The organism is Microtetraspora niveoalba (assembly GCF_001570405.1).
Taxonomy (GTDB): domain Bacteria; phylum Actinomycetota; class Actinomycetes; order Streptosporangiales; family Streptosporangiaceae; genus Microtetraspora; species Microtetraspora niveoalba.
Genome location: NZ_BBYM01000006.1, coordinates 215649 through 236151 on the forward strand (window position 1 = coordinate 215649; position 20503 = coordinate 236151).

Below are 20503 nucleotides of genomic sequence, written 5' to 3' on the forward strand. Positions count from 1 at the left end.
CCCCCTCCTGAGTTTTCTCGGGCCTATTCTGCTGGGCCCAGGAGCCCGCCGTGACGTGCCGCCTCCGCGTACCACAGGGCGCTGTCCTTCAGGATGCGCCGCTGCGTCGGATAGTCCACGTACACCAGCCCGAAGCGCTTCCCGTAACCCCATGCCCATTCGAAGTTGTCCATCAGCGACCACGCGAAGTATCCCTGCAGGGGGATGCCGGCCTCGATGGCAGCATGACATGTCCGCAAATGAGCGTCGATGTAGGCGAGCCGTTCGTGATCGTGGATCCGGCCGTCCTCGGTCAGCTCGTCGTCGAAGGCCGCGCCGTTCTCCGAGATGACCAGGGGGATGCGCGGGTACTCGCGGGCCAGCCGGGCCAGGATCTCGCTCAGTCCCGAGTCGTCGATCTCCCAGCCCATCGCCGTGACCGGCCGGCCCCCGTTGACGAAGCCGACGTGCTCGCTGCCCACCCACGGCGACCCCGAGTCCGTCGGCGCCGCGGCGGCCGACCGCGAGCCGCCGGGCGCGCCGGACACGGTGAACCGGCTGTAGTAGTTGATCAGCAGCATGTCGAGCGGCCCCGAGATCAGGCCGAGGTCGCCGTCCCGGATGAAGTCCGTGTCCGCGACCGCGCGCAGGTCCTCCAGCACGTCCTCCGGGTACGCGCCCTTCAGCAGCGCGTCCAGGAAGAAGCGGTTCTGCAGCCCGTCGACGCGCCGCGCCGCGTCCAGGTCGGCCTCGCCGCCGGTCGCCGGCGAGATCGCGTACAGGTTCACGCACCCGCCGATGCGGGAGTCGGCCCGCTGCGCGCGCATCGCCTGCAGGGAGAGGCCGTGGGCGAGGTTCAGGTGGTGCGCGGCGCGCACGGCCGCGGCCGGCTCGCGCCGCCCGGGCGCGTGCTCGCCCGAGGCGTACCCCAGGAACGCCGCGCACCACGGCTCGTTGACCGTGCTCCAGTTCTTGACCCGGTCGCCGAGCGCGTCGTGCACCAGGGCCGCGAAATCGGCGAAGCGCCGCGCCGTGTCCCGCTCGGGCCAGCCGCCCGCGTCCTCCAGCGCCTGGGGGAGATCCCAGTGGTACAGCGTCAGCCAGGGGTCGATGCCGTAGCTGAGCAGCTCGTCGACGAGCCGCTTGTAGAAGTCGAGCCCCTTGGCGTTGATCTCACCGGCCCCGTCGGGCTGGATCCGCGGCCAGGACACCGAGAAGCGGTACGCCGTCAGGCCGAGCTCGGCCATCAGCCGTACGTCGTCCCGGTAGCGGTTGTAGTGGTCGATCGCGATGTCGGCGTTCTCGCCGCCCACGATCCGGCCCGGCTGCCCGACGAACGTGTCCCAGACGGACCTCCCTCGGCCGTCCGCGTCGACCGCGCCCTCGATCTGGTAGGCCGAGGTCGCCGCGCCCCAGACGAACCCTGTGGGGAACATCAGCCCGGGGCTGCGGGTCTCGGCCCGGGTCTCCTGCGTGGTCACGCCTTGACCGCACCTTCCATGAGTCCGCCGATGATCTGTCGGCCGAAGAAGACGAAGACCAGCAGCAACGGAATGATCGATACCGTGGTGCCGGCGAAGATGAGCACGTAGTTGGTGGAGTACCGGTCGTTCAGCGCCCGGAGCGCGACCTGGACGGTCGGGTTGTCCGGGGTGAGCACGATCAGCGGCCACATGAACTCGTTCCAGATCAACATGAACGTCTGGATGGCGAGCACGGCCATGCCCGGCCGTACGGCGGGCAGGGCGACGTTGAACCAGATGCGCAGCGTGCTCGCGCCGTCGACCCTGGCCGCCTCGACCAGCTCGCGCGGCACCGCCTGCTGGGTGTACTGCGTCATCATGAAGACGCCGAACCCGTTCACCAGGAAGGGCAGGATGACCGCCTTCAGGGTGTTCGTCCAGCCGAGGGTCACCATCATCTGGTAGAGGGGCACGATGCCCATCTGCTGAAGCGGGACCATCATGGTCAGGACGATGGACAGCAGCAGCACGTTGCGGCCGCGGAACTGCAGCGAGGCGAACGCGAACCCGGCCAGCGCCGAGATGATCACGACCGCGAGCGTGACCGTCGTGGCGATGATGAGGGAGTTGACGATGCCCGTCATGAAGTGCGCGTTCTCGGCCTCGAACACCGCCTTGATGTTCTCGCCGAGGTTGCCGCCCGGCAGCAGGGGCGGGGGCATGCTGTGCGCGTCCTCGTTGCTCCGCGTCGCGATGATGATCATCCAGTAGAGCGGGAAGATCGACAGGAAGATCGCGAACCCGAGGGCGACCTTCGTCAGCGGCGTGGCGCGGAAGGCGTCGAGCCTCACTGGCCGGGCGGCCGGAGCGCGCCGCGTGCGGGTGAGCGTCGTCATTTGGATCTCCCGATTCCACGGACGAGAACGGAGTTGATCAGCACGGTGATCAGGATCAGGAGGAAGAGGACCCAGGCGGCCGCGGCGGCGTAGCCGTACTCGAAGTCACGGAAGCCCTCCTTGACGATGAACATGGCCACCGTCTGGAACTGGCCGGTCGTGCCTCCGGTCATCAGGCCGGAGCCGAACATCACCGGCTCCGCGAAGAGGGTGAACCCGCCGATCGTCGAGACGATCACCGTGAAGATGATGGTGGGCTTCAGCATCGGGACGGTGATCCCCCAGAACTGCCTGCGGGGACTGGCGCCGTCGATGGAGGCCGCCTCGTACAGGTCCTTGGGGATCGTCTGCATCGCGGCGAGGTAGATGATCGCGTTGTAACCGGTCCACCGCCAGTCGACCATGGTCGCGATCGCGATCCAGGACGACCACTTCTCGTTCTGCCAGTGGATGTTGTCCGTGCCGAACAGGCCGAGGATCCAGTTGACCACCCCGTAGTCCCGCCCGTAGAGCTGGGTGAAGACGACGGCGACGGCGACGACGGAGGTGATCAGCGGGATGAGCACGCTCAGCCGGATGACCAGCCGCCCGCGGAGCTTCTTGTTCAGCGCGTTGGCGAGCAGCAGGGCGATGAGCAACTGGGGGACCGTGGCGATGAGGAAGATGCCCACGGTGTTGCCGACCGCGTTCCAGAACTTCTCGTCGACCAGCAGCTTGGTGTAGTTCTCCAGGCCGATGAAGGTCTTCTCGCCGGCGAGCTGCCACTTGTGCAGCGACACCCAGGCGGTGAACAGCAGCGGGAACAGACCGAAGATCGCGAAGAGGATGAAGTACGGCGAGACGAAGATGTACGGGGTCGCGCGCAGGTCGAGCCACGACAGGAACCGCCGGGGGGCGGGCCGTTGCTCGCGCCGCCGGCCCCCGGACGGCGCCGCGCGGCTGGGGACGCGTCCCGCGTCCACATGGAGGCTCATGGAGACGTACCTTTCATCAGGGGAGCGGCCGGCTCCGGTGGTGCCGGGGCCGGCCGCTACCGAACGAGGGACGGATGGCGCCGGGGATCAGCCCGCGGCCTTGACACCCTCGTCGATGAACCGCTGCCAGGCCTCGTCCCACTTGATCGAGCCCTGGTCGGCTCCGACCAGCACCTCCTCGACGGCGGCCTTCACCTGGGCGTGCTTCTCACCGAAGAAGACCGGGGAGAGCTTGGAGACCGAGTCGGCGAAGATCGGGCCGGACGGCGCGTCGTTGAAGTAGGCGTTCTTGGCTTCCGCGACGGTCGGGTCCTGCTGCGCCTGGATGTTGCTCGGGAAGTTGCCGCCCTCCTTGAACGCGGCGATCTGACCCTCCTTGCTGGTCAGGTAGTTGAGGACCTCGGCGGCCTCCTTCGGGTGCTTGCTCTGGGCCGGGACCATCAGCCAGGAGCCGCCCCAGTTGCCGCTGCCGCCGGGCACCGCCGCGACGTCCCAGTTGCCGGAGTTGGCGTCACCGGAGGTGCCGGAGATGGTGCCGAGCATCCAGCTCGGGCAGCCCATGGTGGCGAACTGCCCCTTCTGCATGGCGGTGTTCCACTCCTCGGTCCAGGAGCGGAGCTTGGCGGTGAGGCCCGCCTTGCTCAGGGTCTGGACGTAGTCGAAGGACGCCTTGATCCCGGGGTTCTTGTCGAGGATGAGGTTGTTGTCCTTGTCGAAGTACTGCACGTTGCCGTTCTTGCCGGTCTCCTGCGACAGGACCGAGTTGTAGACGGTGTTCGCGCCGTCGACGAAGGCGACGCCCTTCAGCGCCGAGGTGAGCTTCTTGCCGACCTCCAGGTAGGAGTTCCAGTCCGGCCAGAGCTTGGAGACCTCGTCGCGGTCGGTGGGCAGGCCGGCCTTCTTGAACAGGTCGGTGCGGTAGCACATCGCCATGCCGCCGATGTCGGTGCCGATGGCGAAGAGCTTGCCGTCCTTGTTGATGCCGGTGTTCCACTTGTACTCGGGGAAGTCGGCCTTGCGGCTGTCGAGGCCGTACTGCCCGAGATCGGCGAAGTACTGCGGGCGGGCACCCATGAGGCCCATGCCGCCCTCGTCCATGCCGATGATGTCGCCGGCGCCGGCGCCGGACTCCAGCCACTGCAACATCTGCGGCAGGTACGTGTCCTCGAACCGGTCGGTGAGGTTGACGTACTTGACCTGGATGTTCGGGTGTGACGCGTTCCATGCCTTGACCGCGTCGTCGTAGGCGAAGTTCTCGCCGCCGCCGAAGGTCTGCAGGGTGATCGTGACGGGCCCGGCCGCGGCGGCGGAGGAGCCGCCGCCGGCCGGCTTCTCGTCGTCGCTGCCGCAGGCCGCTGTGACGCCCAGGGCGAGCGTCGCCACCGCGGCGAGCGCGAGCATCCTGCCGCGCCGGGAGTTGTGCATCATTCCGGACCCCTCTCAGGTGGTATCCCGAAGCTCATGGAAGGTGCATCGCGGGCCGGTCCCCGACCGCTCGGCCCACGATGGGTGATGTTGGGAGCGCTCCCACGAAGGTTGCTCCATGAGCAATGTCAGCGTCAATATCCCGAAACCTAACTGTTACTCCCGGCCCGATTTGAGATCTAGAGCCCGACAATAGCCACCAAACACCTCATTCTGCTGTTTGGGAGCGCTCCCATCCCATATGGCCCAAAAGGCTCACGCAGCGTGACCTCCGGTCACGGCGTCGTCCCGGTGATCCGATCCGTGTTCGCGACGGGGAGGCTCGCCCACGTCGGCGCCGGAGCCGCGGCCGGTCCGGGCCGCGGCTCCGCGCGGGCTCAGCGGGGCACGCTTCTCAGCAGGGAACGGCTGTTCGCGTCGGCCATCCGGCACGTCGCGCCGGAGCAGTTCCGTAGCAGCGCGAGCCGCGCCGAGAACGTCCCGACCAGGAACGGGTCCGCGGTCGCCGCGATGTTCCGCAGCTCGTACGGGTCGGCGGCCAGGTCGTAGAGCTGCCGCTCGCCGGTGCCGTACTCGACGTAGCTGTACCTCTCGGTGCGCAGCACGCTGTAGCTCGGCGCCGCGTACGGCGCGTAGGGCGGCTGGAAGAACTCGACGAGGACGGCGTCGCGCCACGGCACGTCGCCGTCCCCTCGTAGGAGCGGGACCAGCGAGCGGCCCTCGGCGAACGGCGGCGGCGCCGTCCCGCCCAGCTCGGCGAACGTGGGCGCGAGATCCACCGTCGAGCAGAGCCGGTCGATCGTCGAGCCGGGTGCGACGCCGGGGCCGCGCACGACCAGCGGCACCCGGATGTCCTCCTCGAACGGCGTCGTCTTGCCCGGGTGCAGCCGATGCTGGCCCAGATGGAAGCCGTTGTCGGAGGTGAAGAAGATGTAGGTGTCGTCGAGCTGCCCGGACCGCTCCAGGGCCGCGACGAGCGCGCCCACCATGTCGTCCACGCCCAGCATCGCGCGCAGCCGGTCGCGGTGCAGTTCGTCGATCCGCCGCACCGTCTTGGGGGAGAGCGGGGGCTTCTCACGCAGCCAGGACGGCTCCGCCGACATGTCCTGCTGGTCGAAGGACGGCGTCCGCGGCGCCACCTCGTCCGCGAACGCCGCCGCGTGCCGCTCCGCGTGGTTGGCCGGCTGGTGCGGCGCCACCGGGGCCAGGTAGAGGAAGAACGGCCGGCCGTCCGACGAGCTCACGAACTCGTCGGCCTCGCGGCTCAGCACGTCCTCCAGGTAGTCCTCCGGCTCGTAGCCGTGCTGGACGATCTCCCCGTCGTCGTTGAGCGCGTAGCCGTACTCCTGGTAGAGCCGGGTGACGGGGACGGCCCAGCGGTCCCATCCGGGCGGTATGTAGCGCCGCGACGCGCCCAGCGGGTACTTGTTGAGGTACTTCCCGAGGAGCCCGGTGCGATAGCCCGCCGACCGCATCCACGTGCCGACCGTGGAGTCCTCCAGCGCCCGGAACTTCGGGAAGCCGCCCGTCGGCGGGCGGTTGCTCTCCACCTGGTGGCTGTGCATGTACTGCGAGCGCAGGATCGACGACCGCGACGGGCAGCACCACGGGTTGGTCGCGAAGAACCGGGAGAAGACCGCGCCCTGCTGGACGAGCAGGTTCCAGATGTTGGGGAACCGCTGCAGGTCGGTCGTGTCCAGGTCGTCGGTCAGGATGAGCACGACGTTCGGCGGACGCGTGGACGTCGGCTCATCCCGCGCGGGGGCCCCCGAGAACGCCGTACACAGGACGAGCGTCACAGCGAGCCAGGGACACCACCTTCGGGGCTTTTTGGGGACCGGCATGGGACAGATCATTACCTCGCCGCTACCTGCGGAAACGTACGGCCTGTGCCCGGTTCGGCGCAGGCCGTGACGAATCCGGCCGGATCCCTGGGGAACGGGACCGTCCCGCTTGGATCAGCCGAAGGTCGCCGGGTCGGGCCCGAGGCGGCGGTCCGCGTCCATCGCGGCGATCTCGGTCATGTCGCCGGGGTCGAGCTCGAAACCGAAGACGTCGATGTTCTCGCGGATGCGCTCCGGCGTGACGGACTTCGGGATGACGATGTTGCCGAGCTGGATGTGCCAGCGCAGCACCACCTGGGCCGGGCTCCTGCCGTGCTTGGCCGCGATCCGCGTCAGCACCGGCTCGTCGAGCAGGCCCTTGCCCTGGCCGAGCGGGCTCCACGCCTCGGTCGCGATGCCGTGCGCGGAGTCGTAGGCGCGCAGCGCGTCCTGGGCGAACTGCGGGTGCAGCTCGATCTGGTTGACCGCGGGCACCACCTCCGCCTCGTCCAGGAGCCGGTCCAGGGCCTGCACCGTGAAGTTCGAGACGCCGATCGCCCGGACCCGGCCGTCGGCGTAGAGCTTCTCCAGGGCCTTCCACGTCTCGACGTACTTGTTCTGCGCCGGCGCGGGCCAGTGGATCAGGTAGAGGTCGAGCACGTCGAGGCCGAGCCGCTCCATACTGGCGTCGAAGGCGCGCAGCGCCCGGTCGTACCCGTGTTCGTCATTCCACAGCTTGGTCGTGACGAACAGCTCGTCACGCGGGATCCCCGACTCGCGGACGGCCCGGCCGACGCCCGCCTCGTTCTGGTACAGCTTCGCCGTGTCGATGCTGCGATATCCGGCGGCGAGCGCCGCGGACACGGCGTGCTCCGCCTCGTCGTCGGGCACCTGCCACACACCGAAGCCGAGCTGCGGCATGGTGACGCCGTTGTTGAGGGTGATGGTGTTCATGTTTCCATGCTGCCCGACCAGCTTTCGGCCAACGGCAGCAGGACCCGGTCCACGGCCTCGGCCATGAAAGCGTCGTCCAGCGGCTCGCCCTGGACGATCAGCCGCCGCCAGATGAGGGCCTCCGCGACGGAGAACAGCGCGCGCGGGTCGACGGGCCCCGGGAGGTCGCCGCGCTCGATCGCCCTGCCCAGCAGGAAGGCGAGCCCGGAGAGATCCCGCCCCGGCATGTGGTCGCGCACCGCCGCTGCCAGCTCGGGGCTGGACGCCATCGCGGAGACCAGCCCGAGGATGAGCCGCTGCCTGCGCCCGATCGCCGCGCAGATGGCGCCGAGCGCGGCGAGCAGGTCGCCGCGCAGCGAGCCGGTGTCCGGGGCCGGTGGCAGCTCGATGTCCAGCCGGTTGCAGACGAGATCGACCACGAGCTCGGCCTTGCCCGTCCACCGCCGGTAGATCGTCGCCTTGCTGGCCCCGGCCCGCCTGGCGATCTGGTCCACGGACATCCGGTCGTATCCCGTCTCGGCCAGCAGCTCCAGCGTGGCGTCCAGGATCGCCCGCTCGCGGCCGGGGTCGAGTCGTCGCGAGCTGGCGGATTCCATGGGCTCCCCGTCCTGGATCAGGTCTCCGGATCATGCTCTTCGTATCACGGGTTCCGTGTCCCGCTTTCCCGATCACGGCCGCTCCCGGGGTTCCGGCGCGGCCGCCGTCCCGCGTCGTCCGGTCGCGGGTGCGCCGAGGTCCGGGAATTGTACGCCGGTGAGCTCCTCCGAGACGGACCAGAGGCGCCGCGCGAGATCCTCGTCCCGGGCCGCCGCGCTCGCCGGTTGCGGCCTCAGCTTCGGCCCGACGAACTCCCCGCCCCGGATCTCGGGCGACGTCGCGGCGTACAGCGAGGGCACGGCCCCCGCCTCCGGCGGCTGTACGGCGAAGCGCAGCAGCAGCTTGAGCACTCCGGTCAGCGGGCCGAGCGTCATGATGCCCGTCGCGGTCGCGCCCGGGTGCGTGGCCACGCTCAGCAAGCGGGACCCCGCCCGCCGCCGAAGCTCGAACGCGAACAGCAGGTTGGCGAGCTTGGACCGTCCGTACGCGCTCATCCGGCCGTATCCCCGGCGCAGCTCCAGGTCGTCGAGGTCGAGCCGGCCCAGCTTGTGGGCGTCGCTCGCCACCGTCACGACCCGCGCGCCGGGCCGGGCGAGCAGCAGGGGCGCCAGCAGGCCGGTCAGCGCGAACGGCCCGAAGTGGTTGGTGCCGAGCTGCATCTCGAAGCCGTCGGCGGTCGTCCGCCTCGGGATCATGCCGACGCCCGCGTTGTTCACCAGCAGATCCAGCCCGTCCAGCCGGGACCCGACCGCGTCGGCGAACGCGCGCACCGAACCCAGGTCGGCGAGATCGAGCCGCTCGAACTCCGCCTGCGCGCCGGGCGCCCGATCGAGGATCCGCCCGACGGCCTCGCGGCCCTTGTCCGGGTCGCGGCTCGCCACGATGACGCGGGCGCCGTGCCGGGCCAGTTCGAGCGCGGTCGGGAAGCCGATGCCCGTGTTCGCTCCGGTGACCACCGCCGTGCGGCCGGTCAGATCGGGGATGTCGTCGACGCTCCACATGGGCACTCCTCGATGTGCTCTGGTATTCACGGAACCTCAGGTGTACGAAACCGTTTCGTACTCTACCCTCGGCCGTGCGGGCGGCGGTCTCGTCGGCGCCTGTTCACCCGGCGTTCGCGGGCGCGTCGGAGGGGCGCCGCCCGGCGCGCCTAGCCTCGTCGCGTCGTGAACGGGTCTTCACCGGACGTGGGCAGCGCGGGTCGGCGCCACGCCGTCGAGCAGGGGCCGGCCATCGCGTGGGTGGAGTCCCCGCTGCAGTTGTTGTGCGTCGCCGAGGCGCACCACGCCGGGCTGCTCGCCGCGGACACCCTGGTCGTGCCCAGGGCCGGCCAGCGCGCCCTGCGGCTCACCGGCCGTGAGCTGCGCCGGATCGGGCTGCCCGAGGGGCTGCGGCTCGCCGAGCCCGCCGACGCGATGCCGCGCCCCGGCCGCGTCTGGGCCGTGGGCGACGCCTTCTCCGGCCGGGTCCAGGCCCGGGCCCTCACCAGCCGCCCCCGGCGGATCGTCCTCGTCGACGACGGGCTGGCCACGATCCGCCTCCTCGAACTCCTCGTCGCCCGCCGCCCGCTGCTGCGCGCCCGCGCCCGTCGCGAGGGCGCGGCCGGCCTCGCCCGCGCGATGCTCGGCGTCGCCGCCGGGATGCGCCTGCGCGGGCGCGGCCTGACCGTGTTCACCGCGCTGCCCGTCCCCGCGCCGCTGGCGGGAGCCGTACGGGAGACGGGCGCCGAGCTGGTCCGGCACGACTTCGGGTGGCTGCGGTCCCGGCCCGCGAGCCCCGCGCCCGAGGAGCGCACCGTGGTGCTCGGCACGTCGCTGGTGCGCAACGGGCTGATCCACCGCGACCGCTACCTGCGCTGGCTGCGCGAACTCGGTGAGCCGGTCGCCTACTACCCCCATCGGCGCGAGGATCCCGCGGACCTCGCGCGGGTCGCCAGGATCGACGGTCTCACCGTCCACGACTCCGGGCCGCCGGTCGAGCTGACGCTGCGCGACCTGCGCCCCGGGCAGCGCGTGGTCAGCCTGCCCTCCACCGCGGTGACCTCGCTGCGTGTCCTGCTGTCCGGGCGCGGCGTCTCCGTCGAGGCGGTCGAGGTGCCCGACGAGTGGTGGACGGAGGCCGCCGGGCCCTCACTGCGCGCCCACCTCCAGATCTTCACCGACGTACCGGCCCCCGCCGCCGAGGGGGAGAGCCCCGCCCGCGGCGGCCTGCCGGGACATTCCCCCGCCCCTGGAAAGGTAGCTCCTTGATCCGCGTGCTCGCCGTGGCCGACTCCGACTCGTACCTGAAGTGGGCCGCCGGCCTCCTCGACGCCATGCCCTCCGACTGGGTGACCGAGCTGCTGGTCGTGCGCTCCCCGATCGCGCCGTCCGAGAGCCAGATCCAGGCGGCGGTGAGCGGGACGCGGATCGGGCGCGCGGGACGGCCGGCCGTCTCCGAAACCCCGGCAGGGGAGGGCGGGGGCGCCCTCCCGCCCGTGCTCGCCGCCCGGCGGCTGCGCCGCGCGGCCGAGCGCTTCCGGCCCGACGTCGTGCTGCTGGCCTGCACCGGGCCCGTCGTGGACGTCCTCGCCGCCGAGGTCCTCGCCGACCTGCGGCCGCGCCCGGCGTTCGTGTCCGGCCTGCCCGGCATCTCGGTGCCCGCGACCGAGAAGGCGTGGCTGTACCGGAGCGGATGCGAGCTGTTCGTCGTGCACAGCGGCCGGGAGGCGCGGGAGTTCGCCGCCATCGGGGCGGCGCTCGGAGGCGGCGGGTCGGCCGCCGGGGGAGGGGTGGCCCTGGCCCGCCTGCCGTACCTGGACCTCGGCGGCCCCGCGCCGGCGGAGCGCGACCGAGTGATCTTCGCGACCCAGGCGAAGGTGCCGCGGCGGCGCGAGGAGCGCGAGACCGTGCTGCTCGCCCTCGCCGCGCTGGCCGAGGCCCGTCCCGACCTGGACGTCGTGGTCAAGCTCAGGGGGCGCGACTCCGAACGCCAGACGCACATCGAGCGGCACCACTACGAGCGCCTCTGGCTCGCGATGGCGGGGGAGGGCCGGGTCCGGGTCGACGCGCTTCGGTTCGCCACCGGGCCGATGCACGAGCACCTCTCCCGCGCCGCCGGGTTCGTCACGGTCAGTTCGACCGCCGCGCTGGAGGCGATCGCCGCCGGCGTGCCGCTGCTCGTCCTGTCCGACTTCGGGGTGAGCGCGGAGATGATCAACCTGGTCTTCGAGGGAAGCGGGTGCCTCGGCACGCTCGACGACCTCGCCAAGGGCGGGTTCCGCGTCCCGGACCCGGAGTGGTGCCGCTCCAACTACTTCCACGACGACGCCGCGAGCGACTGGCTCGACCGCATCCGCGAGCTGGCCGCGGCCGCCCGCGAGGGGGCCCTCGCGATCTCACGCTCCCTGCTCGACGGGCCGGAGCACGCCGCGGCCCGCCGGCGCGCCCGGCTCCGGCTGGAGGTGCCGCCCCGGGTCCTGCGGTACGGCTACCGCGCCAAGCGTCGTGTCCGTCGTTACCTCAAGGCCCTCTGACCTCGGATCACGGCGCTCCGCCCCTCATCCGGTCAGGGGGCGCACGCCGGCTTCGTCGAGCGCGAGCGCTTGATGCCGGTGCTCCCGGCGCACGCGGGGACGGTTTGGTGGGGCTCTTGAGTGATGTCCCTCAGCCGGATCGTCGCGGGGTGCCGGCCGTACGGCGGCGGAGCAGACGCGGCAGGGCGGCGGCGAGCACCCCGACACCCGCGGAGCCGGCCAGGGCGACCGCGAAGAGCACCGTGGAACGCCAGGGCCAGCCGGACCCGGAAAGACGCAGCTGTCCGACGGGATACTCGGAGAACTTGGCGGTGATCCGGGCGGTGACGTCGCCCGAATGGGCGGCGAGGTCACGGAGCATCGGGTCGAAACCGAACTCTCCGTCCCGCCGTCCGCCGCCGGGCGGCTCCGGTGTGAGACCTCGTCCCGACGCCCAGCTCGCGAGCGCCGGCGTCACGTCGCCGCGCACCCCCGGGACCACGAACCGGTCCAGGCGCGGCACCGCCGTACCGGCTGGTTCGGTGAGCAGGATCACGCCATGCCGCGTGGTGACCGTTCCGGTGGCGCTGATCGGGATCGCGCGGGAACTGAAGGAGACACCGGAGTAGACCTCGAACGCCGCCGCGGCGTCGATCTCCCCCACTCCGTCCTCCAGCCCGATGCCGATCGTGGGGCGCTGCCAGGGGAAAGCCGCGTTCAGCGCGTACGGCAGGTCGGACAGGGCGAGGTGGTTCGGGGTGATCGCGGTGGGGCCGTCCAGGCTCCAGCCGGGATAGTGGAGCGCGCCGCCGATCCGCCGGGCCTCGTCCGCACCCGCGAGCCGCTCGACCATGCGGAGCGCGCCGACGGTGCCGGAGGTGATGCCGGCCGTGGTGGTGATCGTGCCCTCCTCCACATAGCGCTCGCCGCTCTGCCATCGCACCGCGGGGTGGTTCCGCTTCAGCGAGTCGATGTTGGCCCAGAAGGAGGTCGCCCTCCGGTTGTCGAGCACACCGGTGGCCGCGAGGAGTTCCGAGCCCGCGCAGACGCCCAGCAGGCGGGAGCCGTGTCGCGACCGTGCGGCGATCCACTCGCGCAGCGGCTCCTCCGCCGTGCCGGTGGGATCGACGACGGCGGGCACCACCACCACGTCCGGTTCGGGAACGACACCGGTCCCGACCTCGTCCAGGGTGTGGTCGGGCAGCAGGTGTACGCCGCCGGAGAGCGGGGACGGGGTTCGCCGCGCCGCCACGGTGTAGACGGCGAACCGTTCCGATCGGGCGAACACCTCGTAAGGGGCGAGAACGTCGGCGGAGACCGAGCCGGCGTTGCTGAGCACGACCGCGACGGTGATCCGTCCGCCGGGTATCGCCTTGGCGGCCGGCCAGCCCCGGGCGGGCGGGCGTCGGCCGAACTCGGGGTAGCTCTGGCCCATCGTGGTGGCGACACCGGCGGCGCAGATCCCGCCCAGGGAGGCGAGGAACACGGCGGCGCCCAGCAGGACACGCCCGATCCGGCGCACGACGGGCCTGTTCGGACGCGCGGTCGGACGGCTTCGGACACGGGACACAGGAGGCTCTCTTCTTTGTACGGCCATGAAGGCATGGCGAACTCACGGCAGCGCGGATCGGCGGCGCGCATCGGCAACGCGATCCGCGCCGTGGAAGGGGGAATCAGCGGGAGGTCCGCCGCTCAGCGCGCGTGCTTGCGCGCCTCCGACGGAGACATCCCGTACCGGGTGGAGAACAGGCGGCGGAAGTGGCGGACGTCACGGAAGCCGCAGCGGCTCGCCACGGCGTCCACGCCGAGGTCGGTGTCGGCCAGCAGTCTCGACGCCCGTTCCAGGCGCAGTTGCTGCTGGTATTCCAGGGGGCTGATGCCGATCGCCGTGGCGAACGCCCGGCTCAGGCCCCGCGGGGACAGGTGGGCCACGGCGGCCAACTCGGCGAGGGTGTGCGGGGTGTCCAGGTGCTGGGCGAGATGATCCTGCACCCGATGGACGGCCGGATGCAGGTGCGAACGGTGCCGGAGAAAGGGACTGATCTGGGACGCCGAGCCGTTCCGCCGCAAGTAGACCACCAGTTCCCGGGCGACCGCGGCGGCGAGTGCGGGGCCGTGATCGCGTTCCACGAGCGACAGCGCCAGATCGATCCCGGACGAGATCCCCGCGCTGGTGCTCACCGGGCCGTCGTGGACGTACAGGACCCCGTCCTGGACCCGGGCCGCCGGGTATCTCCGCCGCAACGCCTCGACGAGCGACCAGTGAGTGGTGCACCGGCGTCCGTCCAGCAGCCCGGCCTCGCCCAGCGCCGCCGCGCCGGTGCACACCGAGGCGATCCGGGCGCCACGGTGATGTGCCGTACGCAGCCACCGTGTCACCGAGTCGGGAACCAGCGGCTCGCCCGGCCGGAGATCCTTCAACCGGTGTCCCGGCACCAGCACCAGATCACCGGGCTCGGTCGCCGGCAGACCGGCGAATCCGGCCAGCCGCAGTCCCTGTGCCGACACCGCCTCTTCGGTGTCGGACACGTACTCCAGGCGGTAGTCGGCACCCAGGTGCGCCGCGGCGTCGAAGACCTGCACCGGACCGCCCAGGTCCAGCAGGTTCACGTCCGGAAGGACCAGCACCACGACCCGGCCCGTGCTCGCCACTCGCTCACTCACGACGCCTACGCTAGACCGCTCGCACCGGGCTCCGGGAGGGCCGTACGGACCGTACACCGGACGGATCAGGCACTCGCCGCCGGCCCGAGAGCGGGCGGCGGCCGCCCGGGGGCGCGGATCCGGACGGGGGCGTCGCCGGGGCTCAGCGGGAGAAGAGACGGCGCAGCCGGGAGGCGCGGCCCTCGCCCCGGCCGTCCGGCGGCGTCTCGGCCGGCGGGGGAGCGGGGAGCAGGCCCAGGGACGACAGGCGGCGGTGCTTGAAATAGCGCTCCGTCCCGTGCGTCGCGACGTACGCGGCGGCGGCCTCGCGCAGCTCCGGGAGTGCCGCGGCGCGCATGCAGTACGCGACGGCCCGGACCAGGGCGTCCAGATCCACCGGCGGCGGCTCCGCCAGCGACCCGTCGGGGCCGAGCCGGGGCAGGGCCGCGGCGGCGACCGTCGCCGGGATGCGGTTGGAGTTCTCGTACGGCGTGAGCCGTTCGAGCACGAGGTCGGTGCCCACGGTCGCGGCCGGGACGCCGAAGAAGCGCCCGGCGGTCACCAGCGCCGTGGAGAAGCAGCCGACCACCAGGCGCGGCCGGTGGACGGCGAAGTGGGCTTCGGCGGGGACCGGCCCGGAGGCGACCAGCAGATCGACCCCGAGCTCCTCGGCCACCGGGCGCAGCTCGCGGGCGTGCCGCCGCCCGGCGGCGGGGTGGGGCTTGAACACCACGCGGCGGTGCCCCCGGGCGGCGAGGCCGCGCAGCATGGCGGCGTGCAGCCCGGCCTCCTCCGCGGCGGTCAGGATCCCGAGGGAGGAGAGGTACTGACCGAGGACGACGGCCTCCCCACCGGCCTCCCCACCGGCCTCCCCACCGGACTCCCCGTTGGCCTCCCCAGCGCCGTCCCCGTCGGCGTCCCCGCCGGCCCTCCCGCCCGCTCCCGTGTCCCGCGCCCCGGCGCCGGCCCGCTCGGCCACGGCGCGGAACGCGGCGCCGGAGACGATCTCGGACGGGACGCCGTGCTCGGACAGGAGCAGGGGAGCGAGGCCGGGGACGAGGTCGAGGTGGAGCAGGCGGGTGACGCGGCCGGCTATCTCCCGGGGCAGCGGGAGGCGGGTGGGCCCGTACCCCATCAGGCCGTCCGAATAGACGGTGATCGGCACGTCCCGCAGCAGCCCGGCCAGCGTGCGGGAGGGCGGGACCGCGATCGACTCGACGACCAGCTCGTCCGGATCTCCGAGGCGGGCCGACAGGAGGCGGCCCAGCATCGGCGCCTCCACGGAGCGCGCCCTCCACTCGGAGGGGTGCAGCGGCGCGATGACCGCGTTCCAGGACACGACCTCGTCGAACCGGTCCCGGATCCCGGCGAACGCGGGCGACTCGTCCAGGGCCGGGGTGATCTCCGGGATCGCCGCGTTGTTCGACACCAGCAGGATCCTTCGGCCCCCGCCGGGGCCGAAGCGGCCCTCGTCGCAGGCGGCCGCCAGGGTCATCACCCCGAACGGCGTCGAGGCGCAGAGCAGCGTGGTCCGTGCCATGTCCCTCCTACTGGCCCCTTCTTCCGGTCCCTCTCCGTCCGCTCCCTCTCCGTCCGGGCCCCTCCCGCGATCAGTCCGCCGGCGGCCCGGCGAGGGACGCGACGAGGGCGCGCCGGTCGGGGTCCAGGCCGGCGAGGGCCCCGTCCGGGACGCGCCGCAGGATCTCGGCCGCCCGTTCCTCGAACCGCGCCCGCAGCTCGGGCGGGAACCGGTCGAGCAGCTCCACGTGGTGCGCGAGCAGCCCGGTGAGGTTGCGCGCCGCCTTGAGCAGGAACTCGGGCTCGACCTCGTCCAGGATCGTCTCGTACGCGGTGAAGAAGTCGAGCTGCCGCTCGTCCCCGATCGCGGTCAGCGACCCGGGCACCCCGCGCCGGTAGAAGACGCCCGCCAGGGACACCACGGCGAACGAGCGGGCCCTCCGGTGCAGCCGCCAGATCCACGGCCGGTCCTCCGCCGTCCGCAGGCCCTCCGGGAAGGCGAGCAGCGATCCGAGATCGCGCCGGTAGATCCCGGCCCACGCGTACGCGTAGTCGACCATCGTCCGGGCGTCGAAGGGGAGCACGGCGTCGCGCGGATCGAGCACGACGCCCCGCCTTCCCTCCGGGGCGCGGTGCGGCTCCCGCCTGCGGCCCTCGACCTGGACGTGGTCCACCCGCACGAAGTCGCAGCCGAGCGCCTCGATCGCGGCGGTCAGCTCGGACAGGTAGCCGGGCGCCACCCAGTCGTCCCCGTCCAGGAACGTCACGTAGCGGCCGGTGGCGACGGCCAGCCCGGCGTTCCTGGCCGCGCCCGCCCCGGCCGGCGCGGCGTGGCGCAGCAGCCGCAACCCCGGCAGGTCGGCGCGGAAGTCCTCGGCCACCGCCGCCGTCGCGTCCGCCGAGCCGTCGTCGACCACGATCACCTCCATGTCCGGGACCGGGCCGCGGGTCAGCGACGTCAGCGCGTCCGCCAGGTACGGCTCGCCGTCGCGGACCGCGACGATCACCGAGAGCTCGGGCACGGGACCGCCTCCCTCGCCGGCCCGCCGGCCGTCGGTTCCGTCACTGTGCGGCGACGCGGCGCAGGCGGGCGCGGGGCGCCTCCTCGCCCGGGAAGACGCGCTTGACGCCGTCTCCCAGCGCGGACTCGATGATGCGGATGTCCCGGACCAGGTGCTCCAGCCCGCTCGGCTCCAGCGAGGCGGCGTGGTCGGAGCCCCACATCGTCCTGTCGAGGGTGATGTGCCGCTCGACGGCCACCGCGCCGAGGGTGACCGCCGCCAGGGAGATCTGCAGGCCGCGCTCGTGGCCCGAGTAGCCGACCGGCACGCCGTACCGCTCGCGGAGCGTGACGATCGTGCGCAGGTTGGCCTCCTCCGGAGGCAGCGGGTACGTGGAGGTCGCGTGCATCAGCACCAGACCCGAGGTCCCGAGGATCTCCACCGCCCGGTCGATTTCCTCGATCGTGGACATGCCGGTCGAGAGGATGATCGGCTTGCCGGTGGCCGCGAGGGCGCGCAGCAGCTCGTGGTCGGTCACGCTGGCGGAGGCCACCTTGTGCGCGACGACGTCCATCCCCTCCAGGAACTCCACGGAGGGGACGTCCCAGGGCGAGGCGAACCAGTCGACGCCGCGCGCCGCGCAGTGCCGGGCGATCGCCGCGTACTCGTCCCGGCCGAACTCGGTCCGGATCTTGTAGTCGAGGTAGGTCATCTCCCCCCACGGCGTGCTGCGCATCTGGCCGCGCTGCTCGGGCGGCACGCAGATCTCGGGAGTCCGCTTCTGGAACTTGACCGCCTGGCAGCCCGCGTCCGCCGCGACGTCGATCAGCCGGCGCGCGATGTCGAGGTCGCCGTTGTGGTTGATGCCGATCTCGCCGATCACGTACACCGGCAGGCCGGGGCCGACCAGCTCCCCGCCGATCCGCACCGGCTCGCCCTTGACCCGCAGCTCCGGCCGGGCCACCCGGCGCGGCGTCCGCTCGGCGGCGTCCGAGCCCGCGGGCCGCGCCGCGAGCACCCGGTCGCACAACTCCCGTACGGCTCCCGCCCCGCCGGCGTGGCCGAGCACGACCCGGGCGGCCGCCCGGACCCGCGGATGGGCGTCGGGGACCGCGACCGGCCAGCCGACCAGCGCCATGCAGCCGAGGTCGTTGACGTCGTTGCCGACGTACGCGACGCGGGCCGGGTCCAGCGCCTCGATCGCCAGCCAGTCCCGCAGCGCGGTCTCCTTGGCGTTCAGCCCCTGCAGCACGGGGACGCCGAGCTTGCGGGCGCGGGCCGTCACCACGGGGTTGCGCTCCGTCGAGAGCACGAGCAGCCGGACGCCGGAGCGCTTGAGCAGTGCCACCCCCATCCCGTCGGACCTGCTGACCGCGACCATCTCGCGCCCGTCGGAGTCGACGTACGCCCGGTCGTCGGTGTGCACCCCGTCGAAGTCGGTGACCACGGCGTCCACGTCGATCGGCAGCGGCTCGTCCACGAACGGCGCGAGCGCCCGGACGATCTCCAGGTCCTCCGGGGTGTCGACCTCCACGGCGTGCCGGGCCGGGACGGGCTGGACGACGACCCGGCCGAAGAAGCGGTGGCCGTGCTCGCGCAGGCCCGCCGCCCGCATGACGTAGAAGGCGCCGGTCTCGCGGAAGTGCGGCTCGCGGTCCTGCCGCCGCGGCCGGGCGGCGGGGTCGTGGTTGACGCCCGCCCCCGCGCCCGTCCACACGAACTCGTAGGTCTCCATCCCGGAGAAGACGACGTCGGCGTGGCCGTCGAGGACGCGGCCGACCGCGGCGTCCAGGTCGTCCGCGTCGATGAACGCGCTGGTGCACTGCACGAGGAGAACCACCTCGGGGTCCTCGGGGAGCGTGTCGAGCGCGTGCAGCACGGCCGACTCGCTGGACGCGGCGGCCCCGCTCAGCTCCGCGGGCCGTTCGACGACCCGGGCGCCCGCCTCGCGCGCGACCGCGGCGATGCCCTCGTGGTCGGTGCTGACCACGACCTCGTCGACACGCCCGGCCCGCAGGCACGCGTGGACGGCCCGGGCCACCAGCGGCACCCCGCCGACCTTCTCCAGGTTCTTCAGCGGCACGCCCACCGAACCGCCACGGGCGGGGACAACGGCCAGGACTCGCACGGGCACTCCTTCGACGACCTACCTGCGACGACGCCCCGGTGTCCGGGGGTGCCCCAGAACCTAGCCAGGGGGATGTCACGCAGGGGGAGCCGGAGCTGAACGCGCAGGGGCGCCCGCCTTAACTTTCCGTACGCGGGCCCGCCGTACGCCGCCTGACCGGGGCCGGCGGTCAGGAGTGCGGGCCGGTGTCCTGTCCGGCGCCGTGCTCCGGACCGTGCTCCGGGCCGTGTTCCGTGCAGGACGTGATCGGCAGCCTGGTGACGAACAGCGCGCCGTTGTCGGTGTCCTCCACCCGGATGCTCCCGTGGTGGGCCTGGATGACCTCGCGGGCGATGGCCAGGCCGAGACCGGTGCCGCCCTGGTCCCTGCCGCGCGCCGCGTCGAGCCGGGTGAACCGCTCGAAGATGCGCTCGCGGTCCGCGGCCGGGATCGGGTCCCCGTCGTTGCCCACGGCGAGCACGGCCTCGTCGCCCTCGCGGCGGACCTCGACCACGATGAGGCTCTTGGCGTGCCGTTCCGCGTTGTTCAGCAGGTTGACCAGCACCCGGGACAGGTGGGTGCTCACGCCGCTGACCGTCACCTCGGGCGCGGCCCGCAGGTCGATCTCGACCGGTCCCGACCGGCGGCGCCCGACCTCGTGGGTGACCAGCGCGCCGAGGTCGACCTTCTCCCGCATGGAGCGGTCAGTCGTGCCCACGCGGGCGAGGAACAGCAGATCGCTCATGATCGCCTCAAGGCGCTTGGTGTCGCGCAGCGCCGCCTTCATCGCCTCGGGATGGTCCTCGGGATGCGGCATCGCGCTCTCGAGCTGGGCGCAGATCCCGGTGATCGGGGTGCGCAGCTCGTGCGAGGCGTCGGCGGCGAACTGCCGCTGCTGGGTGACCGACCGCTCCAGCCGCGCCAGCGCGTCGTTGACGGTGCGGGCCAGCCGGGCGATCTCGTCCTTGCCGGGCGGTTCGAGCACCCGGGCGCTCAGATCGCTGCCGCTGATCGCCGCGAGCTGCGTCCGGATCTCCTCCACCGGACGCAGCGCGCGCCCGGCGATCTTCCATGCCACCCAGGCGATGACGGCCGTCAGCAGCGCCACCACGCCGGCGACGATCAGTTCCAGCAGGTGGGTGGACGTGATCAGGGGTTCAGGGCGGGCCACGAGGGCGACGGGCGAGCCCGGGTCCTTGCCGGTGCGCAGCGCGGCCACGTAGGCGCAGGCCCCGTGCGGCAGGGTGCAGACGAAGGACTCGACGAACCTGTTGTCCGGATTCGGCCAGCTCCGAGTCAGCGGCGCCAGGCCGCGCGCGGCCTCGCTGGAGGCGACGACCCGCCGGTCCGGGGTGACGACCTGGACCAGGGTCGACTTCTTGTTCGTGCGGATGGGGTTGTGCAGCGTGCCCTGGCGTACGTCGGCCGCGACCCTGGAGGCGGTCAGCCGCGCCTCCTCCCACCGCTGCCCGCTGATGGCACGCCGGATCGCGACGTCCGCGCCGATCCCGAGCGGGATGAGTACGAGCAGGGCGACGACGGTCGTGATCAGTGTCAGGCGGGCGTGTATCGACAGCCCCCGCAACCAGGGGAGGGACATTTCTTGAGGGTACTGACCGTGATCCCAGGC

General features: G+C 72.3%; 16 protein-coding genes. 2 read left to right on the forward strand and 14 right to left on the reverse strand.

Annotated features, from left to right (window positions below; all coding sequences use genetic code 11):
• Nucleotides 1–23: 23 nt before the first annotated feature.
• The 8 genes from AWQ70_RS06595 to AWQ70_RS06630 all read right to left on the reverse strand — a co-directional run bounded on the left by AWQ70_RS06595 (nucleotide 24) and on the right by AWQ70_RS06630 (nucleotide 9112).
• Entirely contained in the window at nucleotides 24–1460 is a 1437-nt protein-coding gene (locus tag AWQ70_RS06595; RefSeq protein WP_245646782.1) for a GH1 family beta-glucosidase, read from the reverse strand.
• Nucleotides 1457–2338, reverse strand: coding sequence for a carbohydrate ABC transporter permease (locus tag AWQ70_RS06600; protein WP_067171732.1), 882 nt, complete (start codon nucleotides 2336–2338; stop codon nucleotides 1457–1459). The genes AWQ70_RS06595 and AWQ70_RS06600 overlap by 4 nt, the downstream gene beginning before the upstream one ends.
• Nucleotides 2335–3312: a carbohydrate ABC transporter permease gene (locus AWQ70_RS06605; protein ID WP_067171734.1), complete on the reverse strand. Its 978-nt coding sequence runs from the start codon at nucleotides 3310–3312 to the stop codon at nucleotides 2335–2337. The genes AWQ70_RS06600 and AWQ70_RS06605 overlap by 4 nt, the downstream gene beginning before the upstream one ends.
• 87 nt (nucleotides 3313–3399) lie before the next feature.
• Nucleotides 3400–4740 (reverse strand): ABC transporter substrate-binding protein, encoded by a 1341-nt coding sequence (locus AWQ70_RS06610; protein WP_067171736.1) that lies wholly within the window; start codon nucleotides 4738–4740, stop codon nucleotides 3400–3402.
• Between the two features lie 374 nt (nucleotides 4741–5114).
• Nucleotides 5115–6536 carry a sulfatase family protein gene (locus AWQ70_RS06615; RefSeq protein WP_245646784.1) on the reverse strand — a complete coding sequence of 474 codons (1422 nt, stop codon included), beginning with the start codon at nucleotides 6534–6536 and terminating at the stop codon, nucleotides 5115–5117.
• Nucleotides 6537–6695: 159 nt separating this feature from the next.
• Nucleotides 6696–7514 (reverse strand): aldo/keto reductase, encoded by an 819-nt coding sequence (locus tag AWQ70_RS06620; RefSeq protein WP_067171740.1) that lies wholly within the window; start codon nucleotides 7512–7514, stop codon nucleotides 6696–6698.
• Entirely contained in the window at nucleotides 7511–8110 is a 600-nt protein-coding gene (locus AWQ70_RS06625; protein ID WP_067171742.1) for a TetR/AcrR family transcriptional regulator, read from the reverse strand. The genes AWQ70_RS06620 and AWQ70_RS06625 overlap by 4 nt, the downstream gene beginning before the upstream one ends.
• 72 nt (nucleotides 8111–8182) lie before the next feature.
• A complete protein-coding gene (locus AWQ70_RS06630; protein WP_067171743.1) occupies nucleotides 8183–9112 on the reverse strand; it encodes an oxidoreductase in 930 nt (309 codons plus the stop codon).
• A gap of 165 nt (nucleotides 9113–9277) precedes the next feature.
• On the opposite strand from AWQ70_RS06630, the gene AWQ70_RS06635 reads away from it, so the two are divergent.
• Both AWQ70_RS06635 and AWQ70_RS06640 read left to right on the forward strand, forming a co-directional pair.
• A complete protein-coding gene (locus AWQ70_RS06635; RefSeq protein ID WP_245646786.1) occupies nucleotides 9278–10360 on the forward strand; it encodes a hypothetical protein in 1083 nt (360 codons plus the stop codon).
• A gap of 5 nt (nucleotides 10361–10365) precedes the next feature.
• The gene (locus AWQ70_RS06640) at nucleotides 10366–11625 is read left to right on the forward strand and encodes a DUF6716 putative glycosyltransferase (RefSeq protein WP_245646791.1); all 1260 of its coding nucleotides are present in this window, start codon (nucleotides 10366–10368) and stop codon (nucleotides 11623–11625) included.
• A 130-nt stretch (nucleotides 11626–11755) separates the two neighbouring features.
• Here the strand turns inward: AWQ70_RS06640 and AWQ70_RS06645 are convergent, their stop codons facing one another.
• From AWQ70_RS06645 to AWQ70_RS06670, 6 genes are all read right to left on the reverse strand, one after another.
• The gene (locus AWQ70_RS06645) at nucleotides 11756–13126 is read right to left on the reverse strand and encodes a DJ-1/PfpI family protein (RefSeq protein ID WP_169808627.1); all 1371 of its coding nucleotides are present in this window, start codon (nucleotides 13124–13126) and stop codon (nucleotides 11756–11758) included.
• Between the two features lie 170 nt (nucleotides 13127–13296).
• A complete protein-coding gene (locus AWQ70_RS06650; RefSeq protein ID WP_174552361.1) occupies nucleotides 13297–14268 on the reverse strand; it encodes a GlxA family transcriptional regulator in 972 nt (323 codons plus the stop codon).
• Between the two features lie 142 nt (nucleotides 14269–14410).
• Complete coding sequence (locus AWQ70_RS06655; RefSeq protein WP_067171751.1) at nucleotides 14411–15787, reverse strand: polysialyltransferase family glycosyltransferase; 1377 nt, start codon at nucleotides 15785–15787, stop codon at nucleotides 14411–14413.
• A 70-nt stretch (nucleotides 15788–15857) separates the two neighbouring features.
• The gene (locus AWQ70_RS06660; protein ID WP_067171752.1) at nucleotides 15858–16787 is read right to left on the reverse strand and encodes a glycosyltransferase family 2 protein; all 930 of its coding nucleotides are present in this window, start codon (nucleotides 16785–16787) and stop codon (nucleotides 15858–15860) included.
• 40 nt (nucleotides 16788–16827) lie between these two features.
• On the reverse strand, nucleotides 16828–18894 hold the full coding sequence (locus AWQ70_RS37395) for an N-acetylneuraminate synthase family protein (protein ID WP_084516586.1): 2067 nt from the start codon (nucleotides 18892–18894) through the stop codon (nucleotides 16828–16830).
• Nucleotides 18895–19063: 169 nt separating this feature from the next.
• Nucleotides 19064–20473, reverse strand: coding sequence for a sensor histidine kinase (locus tag AWQ70_RS06670; protein WP_067171754.1), 1410 nt, complete (start codon nucleotides 20471–20473; stop codon nucleotides 19064–19066).
• Between the last annotated feature and the right edge of the window lie 30 nt (nucleotides 20474–20503).

Bases quoted from the DNA above. Each gene is read 5' to 3' on its own strand.
- AWQ70_RS06620 (WP_067171740.1), bottom strand. From the start codon at position 7,514: ATGAACACCATCACCCTCAACAACGGCGTCACCATGCCGCAGCTCGGC.
- AWQ70_RS06605 (WP_067171734.1), bottom strand. From the start codon at position 3,312: ATGAGCCTCCATGTGGACGCGGGACGCGTCCCCAGCCGCGCGGCGCCG.
- AWQ70_RS06610 (WP_067171736.1), bottom strand. From the start codon at position 4,740: ATGATGCACAACTCCCGGCGCGGCAGGATGCTCGCGCTCGCCGCGGTG.
- AWQ70_RS06655 (WP_067171751.1), bottom strand. From the start codon at position 15,787: ATGGCACGGACCACGCTGCTCTGCGCCTCGACGCCGTTCGGGGTGATG.
- AWQ70_RS06600 (WP_067171732.1), bottom strand. From the start codon at position 2,338: ATGACGACGCTCACCCGCACGCGGCGCGCTCCGGCCGCCCGGCCAGTG.
- AWQ70_RS06630 (WP_067171743.1), bottom strand. From the start codon at position 9,112: ATGTGGAGCGTCGACGACATCCCCGATCTGACCGGCCGCACGGCGGTG.
- AWQ70_RS06670 (WP_067171754.1), bottom strand. From the start codon at position 20,473: ATGTCCCTCCCCTGGTTGCGGGGGCTGTCGATACACGCCCGCCTGACA.
- AWQ70_RS06625 (WP_067171742.1), bottom strand. From the start codon at position 8,110: ATGGAATCCGCCAGCTCGCGACGACTCGACCCCGGCCGCGAGCGGGCG.